The following is a 23,516-nucleotide window of genomic DNA, read 5'->3' as shown; positions in this document are numbered from 1 at the left end:
GCAACTTTCCGTGTTGCGGCGACGGCCGCCCCGTCAGTCCGTCAACAGCCGCGCCTTGGCGGTGCGGCCCTTGATGCGCCCCTGGTTCAGCCGTGCGGCCACCTCGCCGGCAATGCTGCGCTCCACGGCCACGTAGGTGGCGAATTCGTTGATGTCGATCTTGCCGATCTGCTCGCGCGTGTAGCCCAGGTCCGCCGTCAGCGCGCCCAGCACGTCGCCGGGCCGGATCTTCTCCTTGCGCCCGCCCTGGATGTGGATGGTCGCCATCGCCGGCAGCAGGCGGCCGCCCGGTGCCGGCGTGAGTTCCGCCAGCGTGTGCCAGGCCGACTCGCGCCCCTGCAGCTGCTCGATGCGGCCCACCGAGCCCATCTCGTCCAGGCTCGCGAGGCTCAGCGCCAGGCCGGTTTCGCCGGCGCGGCCGGTGCGGCCGATGCGGTGCACGTGGATTTCCGGGTCGGGCGTCACGTCCACGTTGATCACCGCGCCCAGGCCGGCCACGTCCAGGCCGCGGGCGGCCACGTCGGTGGCCACCAGCACCGAGCAGCTGCCGTTGGCGAAGCGCACCAGCACCTGGTCGCGGTCGCGCTGCTCCAGGTCGCCGTGCAGCGCGAGCGCGCTGTAGCCCTGCGCCTGCAGCAGCTCGACCAGCTCGCGGCAGCGTGCCTTGGTGTTGCAGAAGGCCAGCGTGCTCGCCGGCCGGAAGTGGTCCAGCAGGCGCGCCACCGTGGGCAGCCGCTGCGATTCGCCCACCTCGTACCAGCGCTGCCGGATCTGCTCGCCCGCATGCTGGGCTTCGACCTTGACGGTGACCGGATCGCGCAGGAACTGCGCCGCGATCCTGGCGATGCCTTCGGGGTAGGTGGCCGAGAACAGCAGTGTCTGGCGCTCGCGCGGACACTGCCGCGCCACCTTGGCGATGTCGTCGACGAAGCCCATGTCCAGCATGCGGTCCGCTTCGTCGAGCACCAGGGTGTTGAGCGCCTCGAGCTGCAGGTTGCCGCGTTCGAGGTGATCGAGCACGCGGCCCGGCGTGCCGACGGCGACGTGGGCGCCGTACTCCAGGCTGGCGCTCTGCCCGCGCAGGGGCACGCCGCCCGCCAGCGTGATGACCTTGATGTTGTCCTCCGCGCGCGCCAGGCGCCGGATCTCGGTGGTGACCTGGTCGGCGAGCTCGCGCGTGGGGCACAGCACGAGGGCCTGCACGGCGAAGCGGCGCGCGTCCAGCCTGGCCAGCAGGGACAGCGCGAAGGCCGCGGTCTTGCCGCTGCCGGTCTTGGCCTGGGCGACCAGGTCCTTGCCCGCCAGGGCGCTCGGCAGGCTGGCGGCCTGGATCGCCGTCATCTCGCGGTAGCCGAGCCGGCGCAGGTTCTCCAGGGTGGCGGGAGGAAGGGAAAGCGTTTCGAAACTTGCGGTGGGTGCCTGGGACATGGCCGCATCATTCCACAGCGCTCCGGCGGACAATGCGTCCTCCACCGATTCCCCGAATACCCCGTGAGACCCTCCTCCCCCTGGCCCGGCAAGATCATGGCGCTGCTGCGCGCCGGCAACCCGGCCGCCGCGGTCGCGCAGATCCGCGTGGCGCCCACGGTCCGCGACCTGCGGGCGCTGGAAAAAGCGATCGCCGAGGCCCGGCTGGCCGGGCGCTGGCGCGACGTCGATGCGGCCATCGCCGAGAGCCTGCAGGCGCTTTCCGCGCCGAGGCTGCACCGGTCGCCATGACCGGACCGGGGAGCGTGAAAAGGCCGTCCGGGGCGAGCGTCCTCTGGAAGTACCTGCGGGCCCAGCGCCGGCTCGCGCTGGGCGCCCTGCTGCTGGCCGCTGCCAGCCAGGTGCTGGCACTGCTGGACCCGATCATCTTCGGCTGGCTGGTGGACGGCTACGCCAACCAGCGCGGCGTGAAGGCCGACGCCGACCTGGTGGACGGTGCCCTGCGGCTGCTGGCGCTCGCCCTGGGCGTGGCGCTGGCCTCCCGCGCCTGCAAGGCCATGCAGGACTACGTGACGCGCCTGGTGGTGCAGCGCATAGGCACCGAGATCTTCAACGACGGCCTGCGCCAGACGCTGCGGCTGAACTACCAGGAGTTCGAGCATGGCAGCAGCGGCGAGACGCTGGACCTGCTGCTGCGGGTGCGGCGCGACACCGAGCGCTTCATCAACACCTTCATCAACGTGCTGTTCGCGTCGGTGATCGGGCTGGCCTTCCTGCTCTGGTACGCGGTCACCAAGACCTGGCTGCTGGTGCCCGTGTTCCTCGTCGGCCTGCTCGTGCTCGGCGGCCTGTCCGGGCTTCTCAGCCGGCAGATCCGTTCGCAGCAGCGCGCGCTGAACCGCGAGACGACGCGCAACGCCGGCTTCATCACCGAAAGCCTGCGCAACGTGGCGCTGATCAAGAGCCTGGGCCTGACCTTCCGCGAGATCCGCCGGCTGGAAGCGCAGACGGAAGCGATCTTCGCGCTGGAGATGCGCAAGGTCAGGCGCATCCGCTGGCTGTCCTTCCTGCAGGGGGCGACGCTGAGCGTGCTCAAGCTGTCGGTGCTGTTCACGCTGCTGTGGCTCATCTTCCGCGACATGCTGTCCACGGGCGAGCTCATCGCCATGCAGTTCATCTCCGTCGGCATCCTGGCGCCGCTGCAGGAACTCGGCACCGTGATCCTGGCGTGGCGCGAAGCCAGTGCGTCGATGGCCAACTTCGCGGAGCTGATGGCCAAGCCGGTGGACCAGCGGCCCAAGGACGCCGTCCACATCGGCCCGATCGAGTCCCTGCGCTTCCAGGACGTCGTGTTCCGGCACCGCGGCGCCGAGGAGAACGCGCTGGACGGCGTGAGCTTCGCCGCGCGCCAGGGCGAGACCATCGCCTTCGTCGGCCCTTCGGGCTCGGGCAAGTCGACGCTGGTGAAGTTGCTGCTCGGGCTGTACCGGCAGTCCGCCGGCGAGGTGCTGTTCAACGAGGTCAGCACCCGGCGCCTGCGCTACAACGAGGCGCGCCGGCAGGTCGGCTACGTGACGCAGGAGACCACCCTGTTCGCCGGCACGGTGCGGGAGAACATGCTGTTCGTGCGCACCGATGCCAGCGACGCGCAGATCCTGCAGGCGATCGAGCAGGCCCAGGCGGCGCCCCTGCTGCAGCGGCTGCCGCAAGGCCTGGACACCGTGATCGGCGAATCCGGCATGCGCCTGTCGGGCGGCGAGCGCCAGCGCCTGTCGATCGCCCGTGCCCTGCTGCGCGAGCCCCGGCTGCTGGTCTTCGACGAGGCGACCTCGGCGCTGGATTCGCTGACCGAGCGCCACGTGACGGAGACGGTGCGGCGCATCTCGGAGCGCCGCACGCAGATCACGCTGCTGATCGCGCACCGCCTCTCGACGGTGCTGCATGCGGACACCATTTACGTACTGGAACGTGGCCGCATCGTGGAACAAGGCTCGCACGCCGAACTGGTGGCCCTCAAGGGCCTGTACTACGCGATGTGGCGCCAGCAGATCGGCGAGCGGCCGCTGCCCCTGGCGGCGGAGACGGAGGACGACGACGAAGCGGCGGAGCAGGACGGGCCGCTGGAAGAGGTGTCCTCCGTGGCGCCCACCGACCCCGTGCGCTAGCGGACGGCGGCGGTGAGGGAGGCCGTGAGCTGCCTGGCCGACTTCGCGCTGGCGGCCTTGCCGGTGATGGCCAGGGCCAGCGGATGGCGCAGCATGCGCTCGAACACGAGCCGCACTTCCTCGGCGCCGATGCTGTCGATCATCGCCACCGCATCTGCTGTCGGAACCACGGCGCCGCTGGCGAACAGTTCCTCGACCGCCTGCTCCATCGTCGCGTAGGTCCGCTCGGAGGCACGCACGCGCGACACCGTCAGCTGGTTCTTGGCCCGCTCCAGGTGGACGGGGTCGATGTTGGTCGCGTGTGCGCGCAGCAGCCCGCCGGTGGCGCCCATCAGCGCGTCGAGCTTGTCCGGCGTGGTGACCGCATGGACCACGAAGCTGCCCCACACGTCGCCGCTTTCCATCGTGGAATGCGCGGTATAGGCCAGGCCCATCTGCTCGCGGATGGTGTCCACGAAGGGAGCGGACATGCCGCCCCCGAACACGTTGGCGGCCAGCGATGCGGCCAGGCGCCAGCGTTGCTGCGGAATTTCGCCGGCGCTGTCCGGTGCGAGCGGATAGCCCATGTTCAGGAACACCTGGGACACCTGCGTGAAGCGCCGTGCCGTGGCGCTGCCGACGTACCTGGCCGGCGTGACGGGCCGGGCATCGTCCCCGCAGGCGCGCATGCCGGCGAAGAGTTCGGCCGCGAGCGCCAGCAGCGCCTGCACGTCGAAGTTCCCGGCCGCCGCGACGATGGTGTTTTCGGCGACGTAATGCGAGCGCACGTGGGCGACCAGGTCCTGCCGGGTGAAGCCCTCGATGTTCTTCACTGTGCCGATGACGGGCATGCCCATGGGGTGGTCGCCCCAGATCGCGCGGTCCAGCAGCTCGCTGGAGCTTTCCTCGGGGTCCTCCTCGTACTCGATCGCCTCCTGCCGGATCACCTCCAGCTCGCGCTTGAGCTCCTGCTCGGGGAAGGTGCTGTCCAGGACGATGTCCGCCGTCATGCGCAGGAACTGCTCCGCATGCCGGCCCAGCCCGGTCATGAAATAGCCGGTCATGTTCTTGCTGGTGAAGGCGTTCACGTCCGCCCCCAGCCGCTCGGCATCGAGGTTGATCTGCTGCACGGTGCGCGTGCTGGTTCCCTTGAAGGCCATGTGCTCCAGCACGTGGCTGATGCCGTTGCTCTCCGGCGTCTCGTCGCGCGAGCCGACGCGCAGGAACACGCCGACGCTCGCGCTCTGCACGTGCGGCATGGGGATGGCCAGCAGCCTGACGCCATTGGCCAGCGTGCGGAGGACGGGCGCGCCCGCCGCCAGCAACCCGGACTGCATCGGTCCCATGCTCACCGGCCTTCCTGCTGCTGCAGCCGGACGCCGACGCCGTAGAGCGCCAGCAGGCCCAGCACGTGCCCGATGGCGACGCCGGGCTCCCCTGCTTCGATGCGCCCGATCGTCTGCACGTGCACCCCCAGCCGCGCGGCCGCGGCGGCCTGGCCTTCGCCGGCGGCGGTGCGGGCGTGCCTGGCGGCCGCGCCCAGGTCCTTGATGGCTTGCAGGGCGGGGTCGGCGATGTCCGCCGAGATGCGCTTTCCTTGGGGCATGGGGGGATTGTGCCTAGCCTGCGGGAACGTCCAGGTGGCGCCGGTTCCACACGGCCCGCAGGCCCTCCACGGCGAGGAGGAAGATGGCCGACCAGATTGCGGCATAGGTGGCCCATTGCGCCGGCGCGATGCGCTCTCCCAGGAGCAGGGCCACCACCACCAGCAACACGGGCTCGACGTAGCTCAGGAGGCCGAACAGCGCCAGGTTGAGGCGGTGGCTGGCAAGGAACATGCAGGCCAGCCCGGCCGAACTGATGAAGCCGAGGCCGAGCACCAGCAGCCAGAGGACGGCGCCATGCGCATCCGGGGAGCGCTCATGGCCTCCCGCCGCCACGAAGGCGAGCCCCACCGGGATGTTCAGCGCCAGGTCGACCCACATCCCGCCGAGGTTGTTGGTCCGGAGCATGCGTCGCAGCACGAAGTACAGCGGATACCCCAGGCAGACGACGAACACCGGCCAGGAAACGCGGGGCGCGAACAGCAGCTCGTTGGCCACGCCGACCGCGGCCAGGCCACACGCCAGTGCCTGCAGGCGCGTGATCCTTTCCCGGAAGACGAAGCGGCCGGTGAGCACCATCGCCAGCGGCAGCAGGAAGTAGCCGAGCGACACGTCCAGCCCGTAGCCGTGGATGGGTGCCCACATGAACAGCCACAGCTGGATGCCGAGGAGGAAGGCGGAAAGCAGGAGCGCCGCCAGCAGCGCCGGCCGGCCACGCACCCTGCGCCAGATGGCGACCACGTCACCCCAATGGCGCGTCCAGGCAAGGTAGGCCCCCAGGAACGGCGCGGTCAGCAGGATGCGCCAGCCGTAGATCTGCTGCGCGTCGAGCGGCTCGAGCAGCGTGACGTAGAAGTACATCGACGCGAACAGCGCCGACGCGGCGAGCGAGTAGCCCACGCCTGCGCGGTGGTCGGGGGGGCCGCCCCTCATGCGCGCTTCAGGACGCGCGCGTCCTGCGCGTGGCAGGCGCACCCGTGCAGCGCCGCAGCGCTCGACTCACCGATCTTCATCCCAACCCTTTTGCTCGACCCTGTCCCTGCTCCAGCAGTTTCCAATGCTTCCTCGTTTGCCAAAGCCCTACGCCCTGTCCGCGCACTCCTGCCCCCGGATGCCGGCACTGTCGGGCGCGCGGATGGGGTGAATCGTCGCACGGATGAGGAAATGTCCTCCGGGAATCCCTGTACCCCGGCGATGCAGGACGCGTGGCAGTGTGCGAGGTGGCAATCCCGCCGTGCAAACAAGGACGCCACGATGAACACCACCAAGAGACTGCTTCTCGCTGCGGCTGCGACCCTCGCCCTCGGCGCATGCTCGAACATGATGGGGGCCATGGGCATGGGCGGCACGCGCCTGGGCGGCACGCTGACGGGCGCGCAGGAAGTTCCGCCGGCGAATACCGCGGGCACCGGGACGCTCGATGCGACCTTCGACAAGGGCACGCGCCGGCTCGCCTACACGGTCACCTACAGCGGCCTGAGCGGACCGGCGACAGGGGCGCACTTCCACGGCCCCGCCGCGCCGGGCACGAACGCCGGCGTGGTGGTGCCCTTCGCCAATGCGGCCAGCCCGATCAAGGGCGAGGCCACGCTGACCGAGGCGCAAGCCGCGGACCTGCTGGCCGGCCGCTGGTACGTCAACGTGCACACCGCCGCGCACCCGGGCGGCGAAATCCGCGCCCAGGTCGTATCGCGCTGAACAGGCCGGCGACGTCGCGCGTGGCGCCGTCGGGCGAACAGGTGCGGGCAGTGCGTTCGGGGCCACGGACGCCTCGCCCGCGCGGCGGTGAGCGAAAGCGCGTGGCACAGGGAACTTCCGCCAGGCGCTAAGCTCAGCCATTGAACCCCTGTTCGCCACGCATGCCCGGACCCCTCCTTCCCACCCGCCGCCGCTTCGTTTCCTTCGCCGCCGCTGCTTCGGTCCTCGCCGCGCTGTCGGCCACCACCCGAAGCGCCTTCGCCGCAACGGGCGCCCGACCGGGCCGCATGCCCGTGATCTTCGTCGGCCACGGCAGCCCCATGAATGCCATCTCCGACAACGCGTTCACGCGCCGGCTGCGCACCTGGGGGGCCGAACTTCCGCGGCCGGCCGCGATCCTCGCGGTGTCAGCGCATTGGCAAACCCCGGGGTCGACCCTGGTCGACGTCCAGCCGCAGCCGCCGACGATCCACGACTTCGGCGGGTTTCCCCAGGCCCTGCACGACATGCGCTATCCGGCGCCGGGCGCGCCGGCCGTGGCAAGACGCGCGCTCGAAGCAGTGGCGCCGCTGCGTGCGCGCGCCGCAGACGACTGGGGCCTCGACCACGGCACCTGGACGGTGCTGCATCACCTGTTCCCGGGCGCCGACGTGCCGGTCTTCCAGATGTCGATCGACTACGACCGGCCGGCCGACTTCCACTACGCGCTGGGACGCCGGCTCGCGCGCCTGCGGGACGACGGCGTCCTGATCATGGGCAGCGGCAACGTGGTCCACAACCTGCGGGCGACGCAGCGCGGCGCGCCGGAAGCGCAGCGCGCGACCGCCGGCTGGGCGCAGTCCTTCGACGACGCGCTGCGGCTGGCGCTGGAAGTTCGCGACGACAAGGCGCTCGTGGCCTACGAGCGCCTCGACGCGGGCGCACGCATGGCGGTCCCGACCCCCGACCACTACTGGCCGTTCCTCTATGCGCTGGGCGCCTCGGACCGTTCCGACGCGCTGAAGACCGCGTACGCCTCGTTCCAGTCCGGCACGCTCAGCATGCGCTGCGTGCAGTTCGGCTAGTTCGCCGGCGCCGGATCCCACGCCTTGGGGCTACGCAACCCCGTGCTTCCGCGCCCGCGACGTGACACCGATGCGCTGTGCGGCTACTGCTTCTTGTAGCCGATCGCGGCGATGAGGCGCCCCCAGCCCGCGTTCGCGTCGCGGATGGTGTCCGTGAACTCCGCCGGACCCGCCCACCGCGGCTCCACGCCGCCCGTGCGGAATTCGCCCTGCACCTGCGGCATCGCCATCACCGTCCGTGTTGCCTCGGCGATCTGCGCCACCACCGCCGGCGGCATCTGCGCCGGCCCGAGCAGGCCCAGCGAGGTGTCGATGTCCATGCCCTGGATGCCGAGCTCCGACATCGTCCTGAGCTCCGGGAACAGCTCGCTGCGCCGCGGCGCGACCACGCCGAGCAAGCGCACCTCGCCCGAACGCGCAAGCGCCTGGGCGGCGGAGGACGAGGCGAACTGCAGGTGCACGCGGCCGGCGAGGAAGTCCTTCGCCACGTCGCTCGCGCCCTTGTAGGGCACGTGGACGATGTCGATGCCCGCCTGGCGGGCCAGCATCTGGCCGAAGACATGCGCCGACGTGCCAATGCCCTGCGACACGTAGTTCAGTTCGCCCGGGTTCTTCTTCGCATAGGCCACCATCTCGGCGAAGGTGGTCGCCGGAATCGACTTGTGCAGGACCAGCACGGTGGGCCCGAGGGCGCACTGCGCCACGGGGGTGAAGTCGCGCAGCGGTTCGTACTTCACGGCCAGCATGGTGTGCGGCAGTTGCACGATGGTCGACGCAGGCGTGTACATCAGCGTGTGGCCGTCGGGCGCGGATCGCACGAGTTCGTTCGCCCCGATCATGGTGCCGGCGCCGGCGCGGTTGTCGACGACGACCGGCACGCCCAGCAAGGGCGCCAGGTGCTGCCCCAGCAGCCGCGCCTGCAGGTCGGTCCCACCGCCGGCCGGATAGCCGACGATCAGCCGGACCGGCCTGCCGGCCACCGGAAACGCCAGCGCCGGCAGCGCCAGCGACAAGGCGGACGCCGCCACGAACTGCCTGCGGTTCAACCCCCGATTTCCCATCGTCCCTCTCCCGGTTTTCGCCTCAATCGATCGTCATGCCCGTTTCGCGGATCAGCGAGCTCCAGCGGGCACGCTCCGCGGCCAGCTTGGCCTTGTACTCCGCCGGCGTGCCGCCGATCGGCTCCAGCCCCATCTGGTGCAGGCGCTGCACCACCGCCGGAACGGCCAGCGCTTCGGTGAACGCCACGGCGAGTTCGTTGACGGCGGCCGCCGGCGTCCCGCCCTTGGCGAACAGCCCGAAGGAAGTGACGGCAATGAAGCTCGGGTAGCCCAGCTCGACGAAGGTCGGGATGTCCGGCGCCAGCGGCGAGCGCGCTTCGCTCGCGACCGCCAGGATGCGCAGCTTGCCCGCCCGGTGGTCGGCCAGGTAGTCCGGCATGATCGACGCGCTGGCCGGGATCTGGTTGCCCAGCAGGTCGGCCAGCAGCGGCGACCCGCCCTTGTAAGGCACGTGCTGCACGTCGACGTTGAGCGTCTTGCGGATCTGGTAGACCAGCAGCGATGCCAGCCCGGCGGGGCTCGGCGTGCCGATGGAACGCGCGCTGGGGTCCTTGCGGATGTGCGCGATGTACTCGGCGAAATTCGACAGCCCCGACGCGCTGTTGACCGTGATGGCATGCGGGGCGGCCGCGGCGTTGCACACCGGGGTGAGGTCCTGGTCCGAGTCGAAGGCCGGCTTCTTGGTGAACAGCGGCAGCAGCGAGATGGCGGAACTCGGCGCCATCAGCACCGCCGAACCATCGGCGTCGAAGGTGCGCAGGTAGTTCACCGCCACCGCGCCGCCGCCACCCGGCTTGGACTCGACCACCACCGTTCGGTTCAGCCTGGCGCGCACCTGCTCGCCGAGCACGCGTGCCAGCACGTCGGAAGACGTGCCGGGAGGCACGGTCAGCACGATGGTCAGCCGCTTCGCCTGTGCCGGGGCGATGGCGGGAAAGCCGGCGATCGTTGCCGCGCCGAGGGCGGCGACCAGCCGCCGGCGACGTGGGTTGATGACCGAGGGGGACAGCGGCGCGTGCATGGAAGACTCCAGGTTCGGGTGCTCGTGGATCACGGTTCGCCGTGTTTCGTCAGGGCCAGCTGGCGGGCGCCGAATTCATGCACCTTCTCCGGCCGCAAGGTGCGGTACACGGGCGCGACGGTGCGGTCCTCGTCGACCAGGGTGATCCGGTCGATCTCCAGCAGGTCTTCGGCCGTGAAGCGGATGTCCAGCGCGCGCACGTTCGCCTGCAGCATCGCCGGCGTGTCGGCGCCCGCGATCACGGTGAACATCGCCGGCCGGTTCAGCATCCAGGCCAGCGCCATCTGCGCCAGCGTCCAGCCACGTGCGCGGGCGAAGGCCGCCAGCTTTTCCTGCACGTCCCAGTTGCGCTCGGTCTGCCAGGCCGACGTCGACGGGCTGGTCGCGGCGCGCGTCCCCGCGGGCACCGGTGCGCCGCGCTGGTAGGCCTCGGCGAGCATGCCGCCGGCGAGCGGAAAGTAAGACGTCATGCCGATGCCGTACTTCACGCAGAAGGGCTCCAGCCGGCGCTCGGCATCGCGATACAGCAGGTTGTAGAAATCCTGCGTGGAAACGAAGCGGGCCAGTCCCTCGTTCTTCGCGATGAAGACGGCTTCGCACAGCTCCCATTCGAACAGGTTCGAGGCACCGATGTAGCGGACCTTGCCGGCGCGCACCAGGTCGTCCAGGGCGCGCAGCGTCTCCTCGATCGGCGTCCTGCGGTCCGGCCAGTGCAGCTGGTACAGATCGATGTAGTCGGTCTTCAGCCGCCGCAGGCTGCCTTCGCAGGCGCGCACGATGGAGATGCGCGAGGCGCCGACGTCGTTGGGTCCGTCGGCCATGCGGTTGCCGAACTTCGTGGCGATGAGGGCGTCGCGCCTGCGCCCGCCCTCCAGCGCGGCGCCCAGCATCTCTTCCGACTTGCCGATGCCATAGCTGTTGGCGGTGTCGAAGTAGTTGATGCCCAGGTCCATCGCGGCGTGCACGACATCCTGGGCGCGTGCCGCGTCCAGGAAGGTGCCGAAGGGGTAGCAGCCCACTCCGATGGCGGATGCGCGCAGGCCCGAGGAACCCACGTTGCGGTACTGCATCCCGTGGGTAGTTGGCCTGGCCGTGAGGCCGATGGCCGTGACGCGGCCGTCGGTGCCGGCTTGCCGGGGATCGTTCAATGGTGTCTCCATGCGTGCGGTCTTGCGCCGCGCCCTGTTGGGGGTGCCCCATGGTGGCGGCGGCGACTGGCTGGCGTCAATTGAAAAAATGGCGGCGGCGGTGAACCTGCGGTTAACCCGGGCGGTTTTTGCGTAGCATCGGCGCATGGGCATGAACCTGCGGCAGATGGAGGTGTTCCGGGCGGTGATGCTCTCGGGCGGGGTCAACAGCGCGGCCACGCTGCTGCACGTCTCGCCGCCGGCCATCAGCAAGGTGCTGGCGCAGGCCGCCAGGGTCAGCGGCCTGGTGCTCTTCGAGCGCGTGGGCGGCCGGCTCATTCCCACGCCGGAGGCCCAGCAGTTGTACGAGCAGATCGACAAGCTGTGGCAGGGCGTGGAAGCCGTGCGGGACACCAGCCGTGAGCTGGCCGAGCCGCAACGCGCCACGCTGCGCGTGGTGTGCACCGCCAGCCTCGCGCCCTTCCTGGTGTCGCGCACGGTGGCGCAGCTGTACACGCGGATTCCCAGGCTGCAGTGCCGCGTGCGCGTGGTGGCGCCGGATGTGGCCAACCAGCAGCTGCTGCAGCGAGAGTCGCACCTGGGCATCGTGCTCGGACCGCACGATCATCCCAACCTGGCCACGGTCAAGAGCTACAGCTGCGGGCTGGCTTGCGTGATGCGCAGCGACCATGCGCTCGCGCGCAAGAAGCGGGTGGCGCCCGCCGATCTCGTCGGCGAACGCGTGATCTCGTCGCCGGAGGCCACGCCCTTCGGGCAGACGCTCCGGCGGGCCTTCGGCAGCGACGGCGCCTCGATGCACCAGGACCTCGACTGCACCAGTTCCACCACCGCCTGCTGGTTCGCGCAGGCGGGCGTCGGGGTGGCCGTGGTCGACCAGGCGTCCATCGCGGGCGGCCTGCTGGCCGGCCTGGAGGTGCGCCCCTTCCAGTCCAACGAAAAACTGGAAGTGCGGGTCATCCGCAACCGCTACCGGCCGATGTCGGTCACCGAGCGCGCCTTCACGGACATTCTCGACAAGGTCTGGCGCGGCCTGAAATTCGGTTGAGGCCTAGCTGTGGAGTGTCAAGAGGTTCTTTCGAGGAATCGAAAGACGAGACACGGGAGGCATCAGGCTGATGCCGTGGTGGGGCCGGTGCCAGTTGTAGAAGTGAGTCCAGGCGGGCAAGGCCTGGCGGCGCTGCTCTGAGTTCTCGTAGGCCCGACCGTAGGCCCATTCGCGCAGTGCCGATTGGATGAACCGCTCGGCCTTGCCATTAGTCTGAGGGCGGTAGGCCCGGGTGAATTTCTGGGTGATGCCCAGCTCCAGGCAAGCCTCAGAGAACAGCGCCGAGTGGAACGACATCCCGTTGTCGGTGAGCACGCGCTGGATTGGCACCCCCCAGTTATTGAACTGGCACACGGCTGCGCGCAAGAAGGCCGCGGCACTGTGCCGACTCTCGTCCGGATAGACCTCGGTGAAGGCCGTACGGCTATGGTCGTCCACGGCCACGAACACATAGTCCCAGCCGATCCGGCGGGCGCGCTGCGTACGGTTGCCGGTAATTCTGTGGCCCACCTTGTCAAAGCGTCCGAGTTTCTTGATGTCGATGTGCAGCAGCTCCCCGGGATGTTCACGCTCGTAGCGTTGCACGGGTTCGCAAGGGCCCAGATCGCTCAGGCGTGACAACCCGGCGCGGCGCAGCACTCGGCTGACCGTAGCCTTGGACACGCCCATGTAAGAGGCGATGCGCGCTTGCAGGAACAGCTTGCGGCGCAACTCCACGATTGCCAGAGCCACGTGCGGCGCGATCGAGCGGGGAGACTTCTCGGGCCTGGACGACTTGTCCAGCAAGCCGGCCGCGCCGTCGGCCAGATAGCGGCCCAGCCACTTGCGCGCAGTCACGGCGCTGACGCCATGCTTGGCAGCAGCCTCTGAGGCAGAAAAGCCGCTCTCGGCGATGTCTTGAACCATCTCCAGGCGACGAAGGTACGTCAATCGGGCATTCTTATGGGTGTTCATCCGGTTTGGAAAGTTGAGTTCACTGGGGGTTTGGCGATTCCCAGTCTCTCAAAACCTCTCCGGGTGAACACCCGCAAGAACCTATTGAACCTTCACAGCTAGGGCAATCCGGCCAGCACCTTGTCCAGCGTGATCGGGAAGTCGCGCACGCGCACCCCGCAGGCGTTGTAGATGGCGTTGGCGACCGCGCCGGCGGCGCCGCTGATGCCCAGCTCGCCCAGGCCCTTGATCTTCAGCGGGTTGGCCTTGTCGTCGACCTCGGGCAGCAGCACGGCTTCGATCGCCGGGATGTCGGCGTGCACCGGCACGTGGTATTCCGCGAGGTCGTGGTTGGCGAAGAAGCCGTGGCGCGCGTCCAGCGCGGCCTCCTCGTGCAAGGCCGTGCCCACGCCCCAGATCATCCCGCCCAGCAGCTGCGAGCGGGCGGTCTTCGCGTTCAGGATCCGCCCGGCGGCGAACACGCCGAGCATGCGGCGCAGGCGCACCTCGCCGCTTTCGGTGTCCACCGTCACTTCGGCGAAGAAAGCGCCATAGGACATCTGCCGGTACTGCTTTTCCATCGTGCCGGGCTCGATCTCGCCTTCGGCCTCGATGCCCTGCGCGCCCGCCAGCCTGGCCAGCGTGGCGCTCTTGCCGCCCCCACGCACATGGCCATCGGCGAACTCGGCCTGTTCCGGCGCGATGCCCGCGGACTGCGCCAGCTTGCGGCGCAGGTTCTCGCAGGCCTCGAACAGGGCCGAGCCGGCGCTGGCCGCACCGAAGGAGCCACCCGAGCCGGCGGTCGCCGGGAAGTCGCTGTCGCCCAGTTCGACGCGCACCTTCTCCACGGGCAGCCCCATCATCTCGGCGGCGACCTGGGTGAACACGGTGTAGCTGCCCGTGCCGATGTCGGTCATGGACATGCGCGCCACCAGCACGCCGTCGCCGCCCAGGGTGACCTTGCATTTCGACTTCTGCAGCTTGTTCGAGCGCGAGGCGGACGCCATGCCCAGGCCGACGAGGAAGCGGCCTTCGCGCACTTGCGCCGGCTGCGGCTTGCGGGCCTCCCAGCCGAAGCAGCGCGCGCCTTCGCGCAGGCAGGCGACGAGCTGCCGGCTGGAATACGGCACGTGTTTTTCCGGGTCTTCGGAGGCTTCGTTGGCGATGCGCAGCTGCACCGGGTCCATGCCGAGCTTCTCGGCCAGTTCGTCCATCGCGCATTCCAGCACCGGCATGCCCACCGCCTCGCCCGGCGAGCGGCAGGAGTCGGCCACCGGCAGGTCCAGCTTCACGCGGCGCTGGCGCGTCATGCGGTGCGGCGCCGCGTACAGGGACCGCGTGGACGTGCAGACCGGCTCGAGGTAGTCGTCCAGGCGGGCCGAATGGCACCAGGCCTCGTGGCCGATCGCCTGCAGCCTGCCGTCCTGGTCGGCACCCAGCCGCACGCGCTGCACCGTGTCGGGCCGGTGGCTGGTGACGTGGAACATCTGCTGGCGCGTGAGCGCGGTCTTCACGGGCCGCCGCAGCGCCCGGGAGGCGAGCACCGCCAGGATCACGTCCGCCCAGACCGGCAGCTTGCCGCCGAAGCCGCCGCCGATGTAGCGGCTGAAGACGCGCACGTCCTCCACCGGGATCTGCAAGGTGTGCGCGATGCGCTTCTGCGCGCTTTCCAGCATCTGCGTCGAGCAGTGCACGACGACGCGCTCGCCTTCCCACCAGGCCAGCGCCGCATGCGGCTCCATCTGCGCGTGGATGTGCACGGGCGTCGTGTACTGCACGTCCACCTGCACCGCAGAGGCGGCGAAACCCGTTTCGAAGTCACCTTCCTGGCTGTCCGGCTCCTTGCCTTCGTCCTCGGGGGGCTTCTCGGCCTGCTCCAGGTGGTCGGACATCCGGTACTGGCCGGGCATGGACTCGTACTGCACCTGCACCAGCAGGCTGGCGGCCCGTGCCTGCTCCAGGGTCGCGGCCACCACGAATGCCACGGGCTGGCCGTAGTGCGGCACCACCGCATCGCCCAGCACGGGATGCGGGCGATCGAAGCGCTGGCTTTCTTCCAGGCTGAACGCCGCCTGGGCCGGCGCGTTCAGGTGCGTCATCACGTGGACGACGCCGGGCGCGCGCTCGGCCTGCGTGGTGGAGACCGACACGACGCGGCCGCAGCCGATCGCCGCTTCCACGATGTAGCCGTAGAGGGGCTGCTGCGGGGCCTCCTGCACTTCGTAGGCATAGGGCGCCGTGCCGCAGACTTTCTGCGGGCCGTCGACGCGGTCCAGGTCCAGGCCGATCAGGCCCTGCCGGTTGGCGTCGAGCGCGTTCGGCGGGGCCGGCTGGTTCATCTGCATCCTGGGTCCCCTCAGGCCGCCGCTTCGGCCAGCACGCCGGCGAGCACGCGCCGCGCCAGCGGGATCTTGAAGTCGTTGTCGCCCTGGCCGCGCGCGCCCTGCAGCGCCGCGTCGGCGGCGTCGCGGGCGGCGTCGGCCGCCGTGCGGTTCGCGAGCGCCTGCTCCGCCGCGTCCACGCGCCACGGTTTGTGGGCCAGGCCGCCGAAGGCGATGCGGCCGCTGCGCACCGTGCCGCCGGCACCCTCCACGATCGCCGCCACGGACACCAGCGCGAACGCATAGGACGCGCGGTCGCGCACCTTGCGGTACACCTGTCGTCCGGGCGGCGGCGGCGGCAGCACCACCGAGGTGATCAGCTCGCCATGGGCCAGGTTGGTGTCGACGTTGGGGGTGTCGCCGGGCAGGCGATGGAAGTCGGCGATGGGGATCACGCGCCGGCCGCCCTGCCCGTCGACCGTCTCGACCTCGGCATCCAGCACCCGCATGGCCACGGCCATGTCGGAAGGATGGGTGGCGATGCAGTGTTCGCTGGCACCCAGCACCGCGTGGTTGCGCGTGAAGCCGCCGATCGCGGAGCAACCCGAGCCGGGCGTGCGCTTGTTGCACGGCTTGCTGGGGTCGTAGAAGTAGTAGCAGCGCGTGCGCTGCAGCAGGTTGCCGCCGGTGGTGGCCTTGTTGCGCAACTGGCCCGAGGCACCGGCCAGCAGCGCGCGGCTGAGGACCGGATAACGGCTGCGCACCCGCGCATCGGCGGCCAGGTCGCTGTTGCGCACCAGCGTGCCTATGCGCAAGCCGCCTTCGGGCGTGTCCTCGATGCGGTCGAGCCCGAGGCGATTGACGTCGACCAGGTGCAGCGGCGCCTCGACCTGGATCTTCATGAGGTCCAGCAGGTTGGTGCCGCCGGCAATGAACTTCGCCGTCGGTTGCTGCGCGACGGCGCGCGCGGCTTCCTCCACGCCGCCCGCGCGCTCGTAGGTGAAAGGCTTCATGACGCCTGCCCCACTTCGCGGATGGCGTCGACGATGTTCGGGTAGGCGCTGCAGCGGCACAGGTTGCCGCTCATGCGCTCGCGGATCTCCTCGTCGCTCAGGGCCGGGGCGCCTTCGAGGTCCGCCGTCACGTGGCTGGGCATGCCGGCGCGCAGTTCCTGCAGCATGCCGGCGGCGGAGCAGATCTGCCCGGGCGTGCAATAGCCGCACTGGAAGCCATCGTGCCTGACGAAGGCGCGCTGCAGCGGATGCATGCGCCCGGGCGCGCCCAGGCCCTCGATGGTGGTGACTTCTTCGCCGTCGTGCATGACGGCCAGGGTCAGGCAGCTGTTGATGCGCCGTCCGCCCACCAGCACCGTGCAGGCGCCGCACTGGCCGTGGTCGCAGCCCTTCTTGGTGCCGGTGAGCCGCAGCTGCTCGCGCAGCGCGTCGAGCAGCGTGGTGCGGGTGTCGACCTGCAGCTCGCGAGCCTTGCCGTTGATGCTGAGGCGGACAGGCAGCACCTGCTCCGCCGGGGCGGGCAGCAGCAGCGCAGCGCCACCCGCGGCGTCCCCTTCGGGACGATCTTTTTCTGCCATGGACTCTCCCGATGGAGCGCCCAGTCTAGGGAGCCGTCATGCGACAGCGGCGCGCGATTGGCGCAGCGGGCTGTGGGCGCGGTCCTACGTTGCGCGGGGGTCAGCGGTGGGGTGCGCGGCCGGTGAGCGCGCGCGAACCCCCCGCTGCCGTCAATGCGCCTCGTCCCAGTTCGCCCCCACCCCGAACTCCGCCAGCAGCGGCACGCGCAGCTCCGCGACGCCGGCCATCATGCGCGGGATCTCCGTGCGGGCCCATTCGACCTCGTCCTGCGGCACTTCGAACACCAGTTCGTCGTGCACCTGCATGACCATCCTCGTGCGCCGGTTCTCGCGGTCCAGGCGCTGCTGCACCTGGACCATGGACAGCTTGATCAGGTCCGCCGCCGTGCCCTGCATGGGCGCGTTGATGGCCTGACGCTCGGCGCTGCCGCGGCGCGGGCCGTTGGGCGAGTTGATCTCGGGCAGGTACAGGCGGCGGCCGAACACCGTCTCGACGTAGCCGCGGCTCTTGGCCGACAGCCGCGTCTCGTCCATGTACTGCTTCACGCCGGGATAGCGCTGGAAGTAGCGGTCGATGTAGCTCTTGGCCGCGGCGGTCTCGATGCCCAGGTTGCGCGCCAGGCCGAAGCTGCTCATGCCGTAGATCAGGCCGAAGTTGATCACCTTGGCATAGCGGCGCTGCTCGCTGGAGACCTCGTCCACCGGCACCCCGAACACCTCGGAGGCCGTGGCGCGGTGCACGTCGATGTTTTCACGGAAGGCGCGCAGCAGCGCTTCGTCCTCGCTGATGTGCGCCATGATGCGCAGCTCGATCTGCGAGTAGTCCGCGCTCGCGATGCGGCACCCCGGCGGCGCCACGAAGGCCTCGCGGATGCGGCGGCCTTCGGTCGTGCGGATGGGGATGTTCTGCAGGTTGGGTTCGTTGCTGGAAAGGCGCCCCGTCACGGCCACCGCCTGCGCGTAATGCGTGTGCACGCGCCCCGTGCGCGGATGCGTCATCTGGGGCAGCTTGTCCGTGTACGTGCCCTTGAGCTTGGACAGCCCGCGGTGCTCCAGGATCTTGGCCGGCAGCGGATAGTCCTCGGCGAGCTTCTCCAGCACTTCCTCGTCCGTGCTGGGGGCGCCGCTGGCGGTCTTCTTGACCACCGGCAGGCCCAGCTTGCCGAAGAATATCTCGCCGATCTGCTTGGGGCTGCCCAGGTTGAAGGGCTGGCCGGCGAGTTCGTGGGCCTCGCGTTCCAGCTGCAGGATGCGGTTGCCCATCTCGTTGCTCTGCTGCGCGAGCGCCTGCGCGTCGATCAGCACGCCGTTGCGCTCGATGCGGAACAGCACCTCGCTGCACTCGATCTCGAGGTCGTAGATGAAGCGCAGGTTGCTGTCCGCCTCCAGCTTGGGCCACAGCGCCAGGTGCACGTCCAGCGTCTGGTCGGAGTCCTCGCAGGAATATTCAGCCGCCTTGTCCACCGGCACCTGGTTGAAGCCGATCTGGCTGGCGCCCTTGCCGGCGATGGTCTCGTAGTCGATGCCGGTGCGGCCCAGGTGGCGTTCGGCGAGGCTCGCGAGGCCGTGCGGCTTGTGCACTTCCAGCACGTAGCTCTCCAGCATGGTGTCGTGCACGTAGCCACGCACCTCGATGCCGTGGTTGGCGAACACGTGGCGGTCGTACTTCACGTGCTGGCCCAGCTTCTTCTTCTCCGCGTTTTCCAGCCAGGGCTTCAGGCGCGCGAGCACCTCGTCGCGCGGCAGCTGGTCGGGCGCCCCCTGGTAGTCGTGGGTGAGCGGGATGTAGCAGGCCAGGCCCGGCTCGGTGCTGAAGGACAGGCCCACGATGCTCGCCAGCATCTCGTCGAGGGAATCGGTCTCGGTGTCGAGCGCGACGAGCGCCGCCGCGTCGATGCGGGCCAGCCAGGTGTCGAAGTCGGCCCAGGTGAAGATCGTCTCGTAGTGCAGCGTCGTCGCCTGCGACAGGCCGGACAGGTCAGGTTCCTCGAACTCGCCGCGGGCGGCCGGCGCCGGACGGGCCCGTGCGGACTTCTGGTGCTCCTCCAGCAGTTCCGGCGGGACGGCGTGCTCCTCGAGCTGCTTGACCAGGCCCTTGAAGCCATAGCGCTCGTAGAAGGCCTTGAGCTTCTCGACGTCCTGGCCGCCGATGACGATGTCCTCCAGCTCGGGGAAGCCGGGGATGTGGTCCTTCAGGTCGCAGTTGGTCCGGATGGTCAGGAGATGCCGGCCCTTGGGCAGCCAGTCCAGCGCCTTGCGCAGGTTCTCGCCCACCGCGCCCTTGACCTCGTGGGCGCGTTCGACCAGCGCGTCCAGCGAGCCGAATTCCTTGAGCAGCTTCACGGCGGTCTTGGGACCCACCTTGTCGACGCCGGGGACGTTGTCCACCGCGTCGCCGACCAGCGTCTGGTAATCCACCATCAGGCGCGGCGGCACGCCGAACTCCACCTCCACGCCGGCCAGGTCCCGGCGGCGGTCGTTCATGGTGTCGATCACGGTGACGTGCTCGTTCACCAGCTGCGACAGGTCCTTGTCGCCGCTGGAGATGACGGTCGCGAGTCCGCGCTCGGTGGCCATGCAGGCCAGGGTGCCGATCACGTCGTCGGCTTCCACGCCCGGCACGTGCAGCACCTTCCAGCCCAGGAGCCGCACCACCTCGTGGATCGCCTCGATCTGCGAGCGCAGGTCGTCCGGCATGGGCGAGCGCGTGGCCTTGTAGTCGGGATAGAAATCGTCGCGGAAGGTCTTGCCGGGCGCGTCGAACACGCAGGCCGCGTAGTCCGCGCGGATGTCGCGGCGCAGCTTCTGCATCATGTTGATCATGCCGCGGATGGCGCCGGTGGCGGGGCTCGTGGGGTCGCCGGGGACGGCCCGCAGGTCGGGCATCGCGTGGTAGGCCCGGTACAGGTAGCTGGAGCCGTCCACCAGCAGGAGGACCTTGGGTTGGGGTTGGGGGACTGCGTCCGTCTCGCTCATGGGGCGATTGTGCCTTCGTGGGGAACTGCGGGGTTCGCGTCCGCTCACCTGCCGGCGCGGACCGCGCCGCCGCCCGGCCCTGGCGGCGTGGGCGCGCCGCCACCCTACAATCGGAACATGCGAAAGTTCCTGGTCCTGATCTGCCTGGCGGCCACGCTGCCCGCCGTCGCGCAAACCACCATCGAGCGCGGCGAGAAGCTCGATCCGCGCAAGAACCAGAAGATCGAGCAGATCCGCACCGAGGACGAGGGCAATCGCATCGACGAGGTGCGCGTGGGCGGCCAGACGCAGAGCGTGACGGTCAAGCCCAAGAACGGTGCACCGGCCTACGAGCTGCAGCCCAACGACCAGGCCCGCAGCCGCCCTTCGGACGGCCGCGACGGTTTCGCGGAGCGCAAGCAGCGCGTCTGGAACGTCCTGGGCTTCTGACACATGGCCGTCTTCACCGAAGTCTCGCAGGACGAGGCCATCGCCCTGCTGCGCGCGCTGAACCTGGGCGAGCTGCGCGAGCTGCGCGGCATCCAGAGCGGCATCGAGAACACCAACTACTTCGTCACGGCGGAAGACGTGCTCGGCAAGCGCGAGTTCGTGCTGACGCTGTTCGAGCGCCTGACCTTCGAGCAGCTGCCCTTCTACCTGCACCTGATGAAGCACCTGGCGCAGCACGGCATCCCCGTGCCCGACCCGGCGGCGGACGGCAACGGCGACATCCTGCACACCCTGTGCGGCAAGCCGGCGGCGCTGGTGAACAAGCTGGAAGGCCGGCACGAACTCGCGCCGGGCCCGGAGCACTGCGCGCAGGTCGGCGCCATGCTCGCCCGCATGCACCTGGCCGCGCGCGACTACGGCCGCCGCCAGCCCAACCTGCGCGGCCTGGCCTGGTGGAACGAGACGGTGCCCGTGGTGCTGCCCTTCGTGAGCCCCGAGCAGGCGGCGCTGCTGCGCAGCGAGCTGGCGTTCCAGAACCACGTCGCCGCGGGCACCGCCTTCGCCGCGCTGCCCCGGGGCCCCATCCACGCCGACCTGTTCCGCGACAACGTGATGTTCGAGGACGGCCGGCTCACCGGCTTCTTCGACTTCTATTTCGCGGGCGTGGACAGCTGGCTGTTCGACCTGGCCGTGTGCCTGAACGACTGGGCGATCGACCTGCCCACGGGCGCGCACGACCCCGAACGGGCTCGCGCCTTCGTGGAGGCGTACGCGGCGGTGCGGCCGCTCTCCGCCGCGGAGCGCCAGCTGCTGCCGGCCATGTTGCGCGCGGGAGCGCTGCGCTTCTGGATCTCGCGGCTGTGGGACTTCCACCTGCCGCGCGAGGCCTCGCTGCTCAAGCCGCACGACCCCACCCACTTCGAACGCGTGCTGCGCCAGCGGGTGCTGCACCCGGTCACCGCGGCCTCCTTGTGAGCGGCTCGTTACAGGCGCCCGCCGCATTGCCGTGAAACTGAACATCGTTCCCGCGCGTACCGGCATCCAGTGGGTGACGCTGGGCGTGCGTACCTTTTTCAAGCAGCCCCTCGCCCTGACGGGGCTGTTCTTCATGTACATGGCGGTGGTGCTGGTGATCTCGCAACTGCCCCTGGTCGGGCCGGTGCTCGGCGCCATGCTGGTGCCGGCGGCGACGCTTGGCCTGATGGCCGCGACCTCCGAGGCCGCGAGCGGGCGCTTTCCGATGCCGACGGTCCTGGTCAGCGCCTTCCGCGCCGGCCGCCAGCGCGCCCGCGCCATGCTGGTGCTGGGCGGCATCTACACCGCGGGGTCGCTGGTGGCGAGCGTGCTGGGCTCCCTGCTCGCGGGCGACCCGGCGGCAAGCGCGGTGGACACCCAGGTGCCCCAGATGGATGCGCGCACCCTGCTCGTGCTGCTGCTGCACACGCCGCTGGTGGTGCTGTTCTGGCATGCGCCGGCGCTGGTGCACTGGCACGGCGTGTCGCCGGCCAAGAGCCTGTTCTTCAGCGCCGTTGCGTGCCTGCGCAACTTCAGCGCCTTCCTGGTCTACAGCCTGGCCTGGCTGGCCGTCTTCCTCGCCGTCGGCTTCTTCGTCAGCACCGTCGGCATGATGCTGGGCGGCGTGGCGGTGGCGCGCAGCATCATGATGCCCACGGTGCTGGTGCTGGTGGCGATGTTCTCCACCTCGCTGTACTTCACCTTCCGCGACAGCTTCCACGCCGATGACGAGGCGAAGCCGGACGCGCCGAACGCCGGAGGAGAACGCACGCCATGACCCAGCACACCCTGCAAGGACGCAGCGAGGACGAGCTGCTCTGGTTCCGGCGCCGTGGCTTCCTGCAGGCCGCCGCCGCCTGGACGGCGCTCGGCGGCTACGGCGCCGCCTTGGCGCAGCAACGCAGCAACATCGTGGACCTGCGCGGCGACGCCTTCATCAACGGGGTGAAGCTGCGCCAGGAGCAGTTCGTGCAGACCGGAGACCGCGTGGAGACCGGGCCCGACAGCTCGATGGTCTTCGTGATGGGCAATTCCTCCTTCCTCGTGCGGCAGAACTCGCAGCTGGTGCTCGAGCGCGGCAACACGCTGTCGGCGGTGAGGGTGCTGCGCTTGCTGACCGGTGCCATCCTGAGCGTCTGGCGCAAGGGCGACAACCGGCAGATCGTCATGCCGACGCTGACGGCGGGCATCCGCGGCACCGGCGTGTACACCGAGGTCCGCGCGGACGGCCGCAGCTACCTGTGCAACTGCTACGGCACGGTGGAGCTGAGCAACGGACGGGAGCGCACGGTCTCGCGCGCGGACTACCACCAGTCGTTCTGGGGCGAGGTGGCCCCGCGCGACGGCCGCCTGCTGACGCCCGCCAACGCGATCAACCACACCGACGAGGAAGTGGAGATGGTGGCCGCCCTGATCAGCCAGCCCACGCGCTGGCAGGAGCTGGGGCGCAAGGGCGTGAAGGACGGGGCCGGGTACATGGACCAGGGGCATCCGCCGCATCCGCTGGCGCGGTAGCGTGCGCGCGGTGGGGCTCGCTGGCGCTCACCGCTCCCGCCTCAATTCTTCGCCTTGTACTCCGCGATCGCCTTCGCCAGGTCCTGGTACTCCTCGCACGCGGTGCCGCCGCAGATGCGCTCCAGCGCCACGAGATGCAGTTCCGCCTCGGGCAGGCGCTTGTCCACCAGGTAGGCCTCGCCCAGGTACTCGTGCGCGCCCTTGTGGTTCGGGTCGAGGTTGAGGGCGGTCTTGTAGTGCTGGTAGGCGCGGGCCATGTCGGGCGACTCGCGCTTGCGGTAGGTGTAGCCCAGGAGGTTGTGCGCGTCGGCACTGCGCGGTGCCTCGCGCACGGCGACTGTCAGCTCACGCTCCGCGGTCTTCCAGTCCTGCGCCGCCACCGCGGTGCGGGCCTTCTCCAGCCGCTCCTGCGCCGTGGGTTGCTGGGTACGCGCCGTCGCCGGCCCGGGCATCGCCCCGGGCGTGTCCGCCGCCGTTGCGGACAGCGCGGCGAGCGACAGGAAGGCGAGCAGCGGGAGCTTCAT

At 69.9% G+C, this 23,516-nt stretch carries 22 protein-coding genes; 9 read left to right on the top strand and 13 right to left on the bottom strand.

Going from position 1 to position 23,516, the window contains the following annotated elements; translation table 11 throughout:
* Positions 1 to 33 precede the first annotated feature (33 nt).
* Complete coding sequence (gene dbpA / locus AC3EGR_RS18490) at positions 34 to 1,428, bottom strand: ATP-dependent RNA helicase DbpA (protein WP_488547981.1); 1,395 nt, start codon at positions 1,426 to 1,428, stop codon at positions 34 to 36.
* 63 nt (positions 1,429 to 1,491) lie between these two features.
* On the opposite strand from dbpA, the gene AC3EGR_RS18485 reads away from it, so the two are divergent.
* Together AC3EGR_RS18485 and AC3EGR_RS18480 are read left to right on the top strand one after the other, a co-directional pair.
* Entirely contained in the window at positions 1,492 to 1,719 is a 228-nt protein-coding gene (locus AC3EGR_RS18485) for a hypothetical protein (protein WP_488547980.1), read from the top strand.
* Positions 1,716 to 3,593 (top strand): ABC transporter ATP-binding protein, encoded by a 1,878-nt coding sequence (locus tag AC3EGR_RS18480; protein ID WP_488547979.1) that lies wholly within the window; start codon positions 1,716 to 1,718, stop codon positions 3,591 to 3,593. The genes AC3EGR_RS18485 and AC3EGR_RS18480 overlap by 4 nt, the downstream gene beginning before the upstream one ends.
* Here the strand turns inward: AC3EGR_RS18480 and AC3EGR_RS18475 are convergent.
* The 3 genes from AC3EGR_RS18475 to rarD are packed head-to-tail and all read right to left on the bottom strand — an operon-like array spanning position 3,590 to position 6,109.
* Positions 3,590 to 4,909: a M16 family metallopeptidase gene (locus AC3EGR_RS18475; RefSeq protein WP_488547978.1), complete on the bottom strand. Its 1,320-nt coding sequence runs from the start codon at positions 4,907 to 4,909 to the stop codon at positions 3,590 to 3,592. The genes AC3EGR_RS18480 and AC3EGR_RS18475 overlap by 4 nt on opposite strands.
* Positions 4,910 to 4,920: 11 nt before the next feature.
* Entirely contained in the window at positions 4,921 to 5,178 is a 258-nt protein-coding gene (locus AC3EGR_RS18470) for a helix-turn-helix domain-containing protein (protein ID WP_488547977.1), read from the bottom strand.
* Between the two features lie 13 nt (positions 5,179 to 5,191).
* Positions 5,192 to 6,109, bottom strand: a complete 918-nt coding sequence (gene rarD, locus AC3EGR_RS18465) for an EamA family transporter RarD (RefSeq protein WP_488547976.1) — start codon at positions 6,107 to 6,109, stop codon at positions 5,192 to 5,194.
* A 321-nt stretch (positions 6,110 to 6,430) separates the two neighbouring features.
* On the opposite strand from rarD, the gene AC3EGR_RS18460 reads away from it, so the two are divergent.
* Together AC3EGR_RS18460 and ygiD are read left to right on the top strand one after the other, a co-directional pair.
* The gene (locus AC3EGR_RS18460) at positions 6,431 to 6,874 is read left to right on the top strand and encodes a CHRD domain-containing protein (RefSeq protein WP_488547975.1); all 444 of its coding nucleotides are present in this window, start codon (positions 6,431 to 6,433) and stop codon (positions 6,872 to 6,874) included.
* A gap of 161 nt (positions 6,875 to 7,035) precedes the next feature.
* On the top strand, positions 7,036 to 7,938 hold the full coding sequence (ygiD, locus tag AC3EGR_RS18455) for a 4,5-DOPA-extradiol-dioxygenase (RefSeq protein WP_488547974.1): 903 nt from the start codon (positions 7,036 to 7,038) through the stop codon (positions 7,936 to 7,938).
* Between the two features lie 83 nt (positions 7,939 to 8,021).
* Here ygiD and AC3EGR_RS18450 read toward each other — a convergent pair whose 3' ends face one another.
* From AC3EGR_RS18450 to AC3EGR_RS18440, 3 genes are read right to left on the bottom strand one after another with little or no spacing between them, the layout of a single operon-like run.
* Positions 8,022 to 8,984: a Bug family tripartite tricarboxylate transporter substrate binding protein gene (locus tag AC3EGR_RS18450; protein ID WP_488547973.1), complete on the bottom strand. Its 963-nt coding sequence runs from the start codon at positions 8,982 to 8,984 to the stop codon at positions 8,022 to 8,024.
* 37 nt (positions 8,985 to 9,021) lie between these two features.
* Positions 9,022 to 10,053 (bottom strand): Bug family tripartite tricarboxylate transporter substrate binding protein, encoded by a 1,032-nt coding sequence (locus tag AC3EGR_RS18445; protein ID WP_488547972.1) that lies wholly within the window; start codon positions 10,051 to 10,053, stop codon positions 9,022 to 9,024.
* Positions 10,050 to 11,168 (bottom strand): aldo/keto reductase, encoded by a 1,119-nt coding sequence (locus AC3EGR_RS18440; RefSeq protein WP_488547971.1) that lies wholly within the window; start codon positions 11,166 to 11,168, stop codon positions 10,050 to 10,052. Before AC3EGR_RS18440 ends, AC3EGR_RS18445 begins: the two co-directional genes overlap by 4 nt.
* A gap of 145 nt (positions 11,169 to 11,313) precedes the next feature.
* Between AC3EGR_RS18440 and AC3EGR_RS18435 the strand changes: the two genes are divergently transcribed.
* The gene (locus AC3EGR_RS18435; protein ID WP_488547970.1) at positions 11,314 to 12,213 is read left to right on the top strand and encodes a LysR family transcriptional regulator; all 900 of its coding nucleotides are present in this window, start codon (positions 11,314 to 11,316) and stop codon (positions 12,211 to 12,213) included.
* 3 nt (positions 12,214 to 12,216) lie between these two features.
* Here AC3EGR_RS18435 and AC3EGR_RS18430 read toward each other — a convergent pair whose 3' ends face one another.
* From AC3EGR_RS18430 to polA, 5 genes are all read right to left on the bottom strand, one after another.
* Entirely contained in the window at positions 12,217 to 13,167 is a 951-nt protein-coding gene (locus tag AC3EGR_RS18430; RefSeq protein WP_488547969.1) for an IS481 family transposase, read from the bottom strand.
* Positions 13,168 to 13,265: 98 nt separating this feature from the next.
* Positions 13,266 to 15,491, bottom strand: coding sequence for a molybdopterin cofactor-binding domain-containing protein (locus AC3EGR_RS18425; RefSeq protein WP_488547968.1), 2,226 nt, complete (start codon positions 15,489 to 15,491; stop codon positions 13,266 to 13,268).
* Between the two features lie 11 nt (positions 15,492 to 15,502).
* On the bottom strand, positions 15,503 to 16,480 hold the full coding sequence (locus AC3EGR_RS18420; protein ID WP_488547967.1) for an FAD binding domain-containing protein: 978 nt from the start codon (positions 16,478 to 16,480) through the stop codon (positions 15,503 to 15,505).
* The gene (locus tag AC3EGR_RS18415) at positions 16,477 to 17,058 is read right to left on the bottom strand and encodes a 2Fe-2S iron-sulfur cluster-binding protein (protein ID WP_488547966.1); all 582 of its coding nucleotides are present in this window, start codon (positions 17,056 to 17,058) and stop codon (positions 16,477 to 16,479) included. The genes AC3EGR_RS18420 and AC3EGR_RS18415 overlap by 4 nt, the downstream gene beginning before the upstream one ends.
* Positions 17,059 to 17,208: 150 nt before the next feature.
* Positions 17,209 to 20,034, bottom strand: a complete 2,826-nt coding sequence (gene polA, locus AC3EGR_RS18410) for a DNA polymerase I (protein ID WP_488547965.1) — start codon at positions 20,032 to 20,034, stop codon at positions 17,209 to 17,211.
* A 117-nt stretch (positions 20,035 to 20,151) separates the two neighbouring features.
* On the opposite strand from polA, the gene AC3EGR_RS18405 reads away from it, so the two are divergent.
* From AC3EGR_RS18405 to AC3EGR_RS18390, 4 genes are read left to right on the top strand one after another with little or no spacing between them, the layout of a single operon-like run.
* Complete coding sequence (locus AC3EGR_RS18405; protein ID WP_488547964.1) at positions 20,152 to 20,463, top strand: hypothetical protein; 312 nt, start codon at positions 20,152 to 20,154, stop codon at positions 20,461 to 20,463.
* Positions 20,464 to 20,466: 3 nt separating this feature from the next.
* On the top strand, positions 20,467 to 21,438 hold the full coding sequence (locus AC3EGR_RS18400; RefSeq protein WP_488547963.1) for a homoserine kinase: 972 nt from the start codon (positions 20,467 to 20,469) through the stop codon (positions 21,436 to 21,438).
* 31 nt (positions 21,439 to 21,469) lie between these two features.
* The gene (locus tag AC3EGR_RS18395) at positions 21,470 to 22,255 is read left to right on the top strand and encodes a BPSS1780 family membrane protein (protein WP_488547962.1); all 786 of its coding nucleotides are present in this window, start codon (positions 21,470 to 21,472) and stop codon (positions 22,253 to 22,255) included.
* A complete protein-coding gene (locus AC3EGR_RS18390) occupies positions 22,252 to 22,992 on the top strand; it encodes a FecR domain-containing protein (RefSeq protein WP_488547961.1) in 741 nt (246 codons plus the stop codon). The genes AC3EGR_RS18395 and AC3EGR_RS18390 overlap by 4 nt, the downstream gene beginning before the upstream one ends.
* Before the next feature lie 41 nt (positions 22,993 to 23,033).
* Here the strand turns inward: AC3EGR_RS18390 and AC3EGR_RS18385 are convergent, their stop codons facing one another.
* Complete coding sequence (locus AC3EGR_RS18385; RefSeq protein ID WP_488547960.1) at positions 23,034 to 23,516, bottom strand: tetratricopeptide repeat protein; 483 nt, start codon at positions 23,514 to 23,516, stop codon at positions 23,034 to 23,036.

Source organism: Ramlibacter sp. G4-7, assembly GCF_057784995.1.
The sequence above is the reverse complement of the archived record's forward strand: the minus strand, read 5'-3'. Positions and strand labels throughout refer to the sequence as shown.

What these genes read in the sequence shown, in the direction of transcription:
- dbpA (WP_488547981.1), bottom strand. Translation starts at nt 1,428, where the DNA reads ATGTCCCAGGCACCCACCGCAAGTTTCGAAACGCTTTCCCTTCCTCCC.
- AC3EGR_RS18480 (WP_488547979.1), top strand. Translation starts at nt 1,716, where the DNA reads ATGACCGGACCGGGGAGCGTGAAAAGGCCGTCCGGGGCGAGCGTCCTC.
- AC3EGR_RS18475 (WP_488547978.1), bottom strand. Translation starts at nt 4,909, where the DNA reads ATGCAGTCCGGGTTGCTGGCGGCGGGCGCGCCCGTCCTCCGCACGCTG.
- AC3EGR_RS18470 (WP_488547977.1), bottom strand. Translation starts at nt 5,178, where the DNA reads ATGCCCCAAGGAAAGCGCATCTCGGCGGACATCGCCGACCCCGCCCTG.
- rarD (WP_488547976.1), bottom strand. Translation starts at nt 6,109, where the DNA reads ATGAGGGGCGGCCCCCCCGACCACCGCGCAGGCGTGGGCTACTCGCTC.
- AC3EGR_RS18460 (WP_488547975.1), top strand. Translation starts at nt 6,431, where the DNA reads ATGAACACCACCAAGAGACTGCTTCTCGCTGCGGCTGCGACCCTCGCC.
- ygiD (WP_488547974.1), top strand. Translation starts at nt 7,036, where the DNA reads ATGCCCGGACCCCTCCTTCCCACCCGCCGCCGCTTCGTTTCCTTCGCC.
- AC3EGR_RS18435 (WP_488547970.1), top strand. Translation starts at nt 11,314, where the DNA reads ATGGGCATGAACCTGCGGCAGATGGAGGTGTTCCGGGCGGTGATGCTC.
- AC3EGR_RS18430 (WP_488547969.1), bottom strand. Translation starts at nt 13,167, where the DNA reads ATGAACACCCATAAGAATGCCCGATTGACGTACCTTCGTCGCCTGGAG.
- AC3EGR_RS18425 (WP_488547968.1), bottom strand. Translation starts at nt 15,491, where the DNA reads ATGCAGATGAACCAGCCGGCCCCGCCGAACGCGCTCGACGCCAACCGG.
- AC3EGR_RS18420 (WP_488547967.1), bottom strand. Translation starts at nt 16,480, where the DNA reads ATGAAGCCTTTCACCTACGAGCGCGCGGGCGGCGTGGAGGAAGCCGCG.
- AC3EGR_RS18415 (WP_488547966.1), bottom strand. Translation starts at nt 17,058, where the DNA reads ATGGCAGAAAAAGATCGTCCCGAAGGGGACGCCGCGGGTGGCGCTGCG.
- polA (WP_488547965.1), bottom strand. Translation starts at nt 20,034, where the DNA reads ATGAGCGAGACGGACGCAGTCCCCCAACCCCAACCCAAGGTCCTCCTG.
- AC3EGR_RS18405 (WP_488547964.1), top strand. Translation starts at nt 20,152, where the DNA reads ATGCGAAAGTTCCTGGTCCTGATCTGCCTGGCGGCCACGCTGCCCGCC.
- AC3EGR_RS18400 (WP_488547963.1), top strand. Translation starts at nt 20,467, where the DNA reads ATGGCCGTCTTCACCGAAGTCTCGCAGGACGAGGCCATCGCCCTGCTG.
- AC3EGR_RS18390 (WP_488547961.1), top strand. Translation starts at nt 22,252, where the DNA reads ATGACCCAGCACACCCTGCAAGGACGCAGCGAGGACGAGCTGCTCTGG.
- AC3EGR_RS18385 (WP_488547960.1), bottom strand. Translation starts at nt 23,516, where the DNA reads ATGAAGCTCCCGCTGCTCGCCTTCCTGTCGCTCGCCGCGCTGTCCGCA.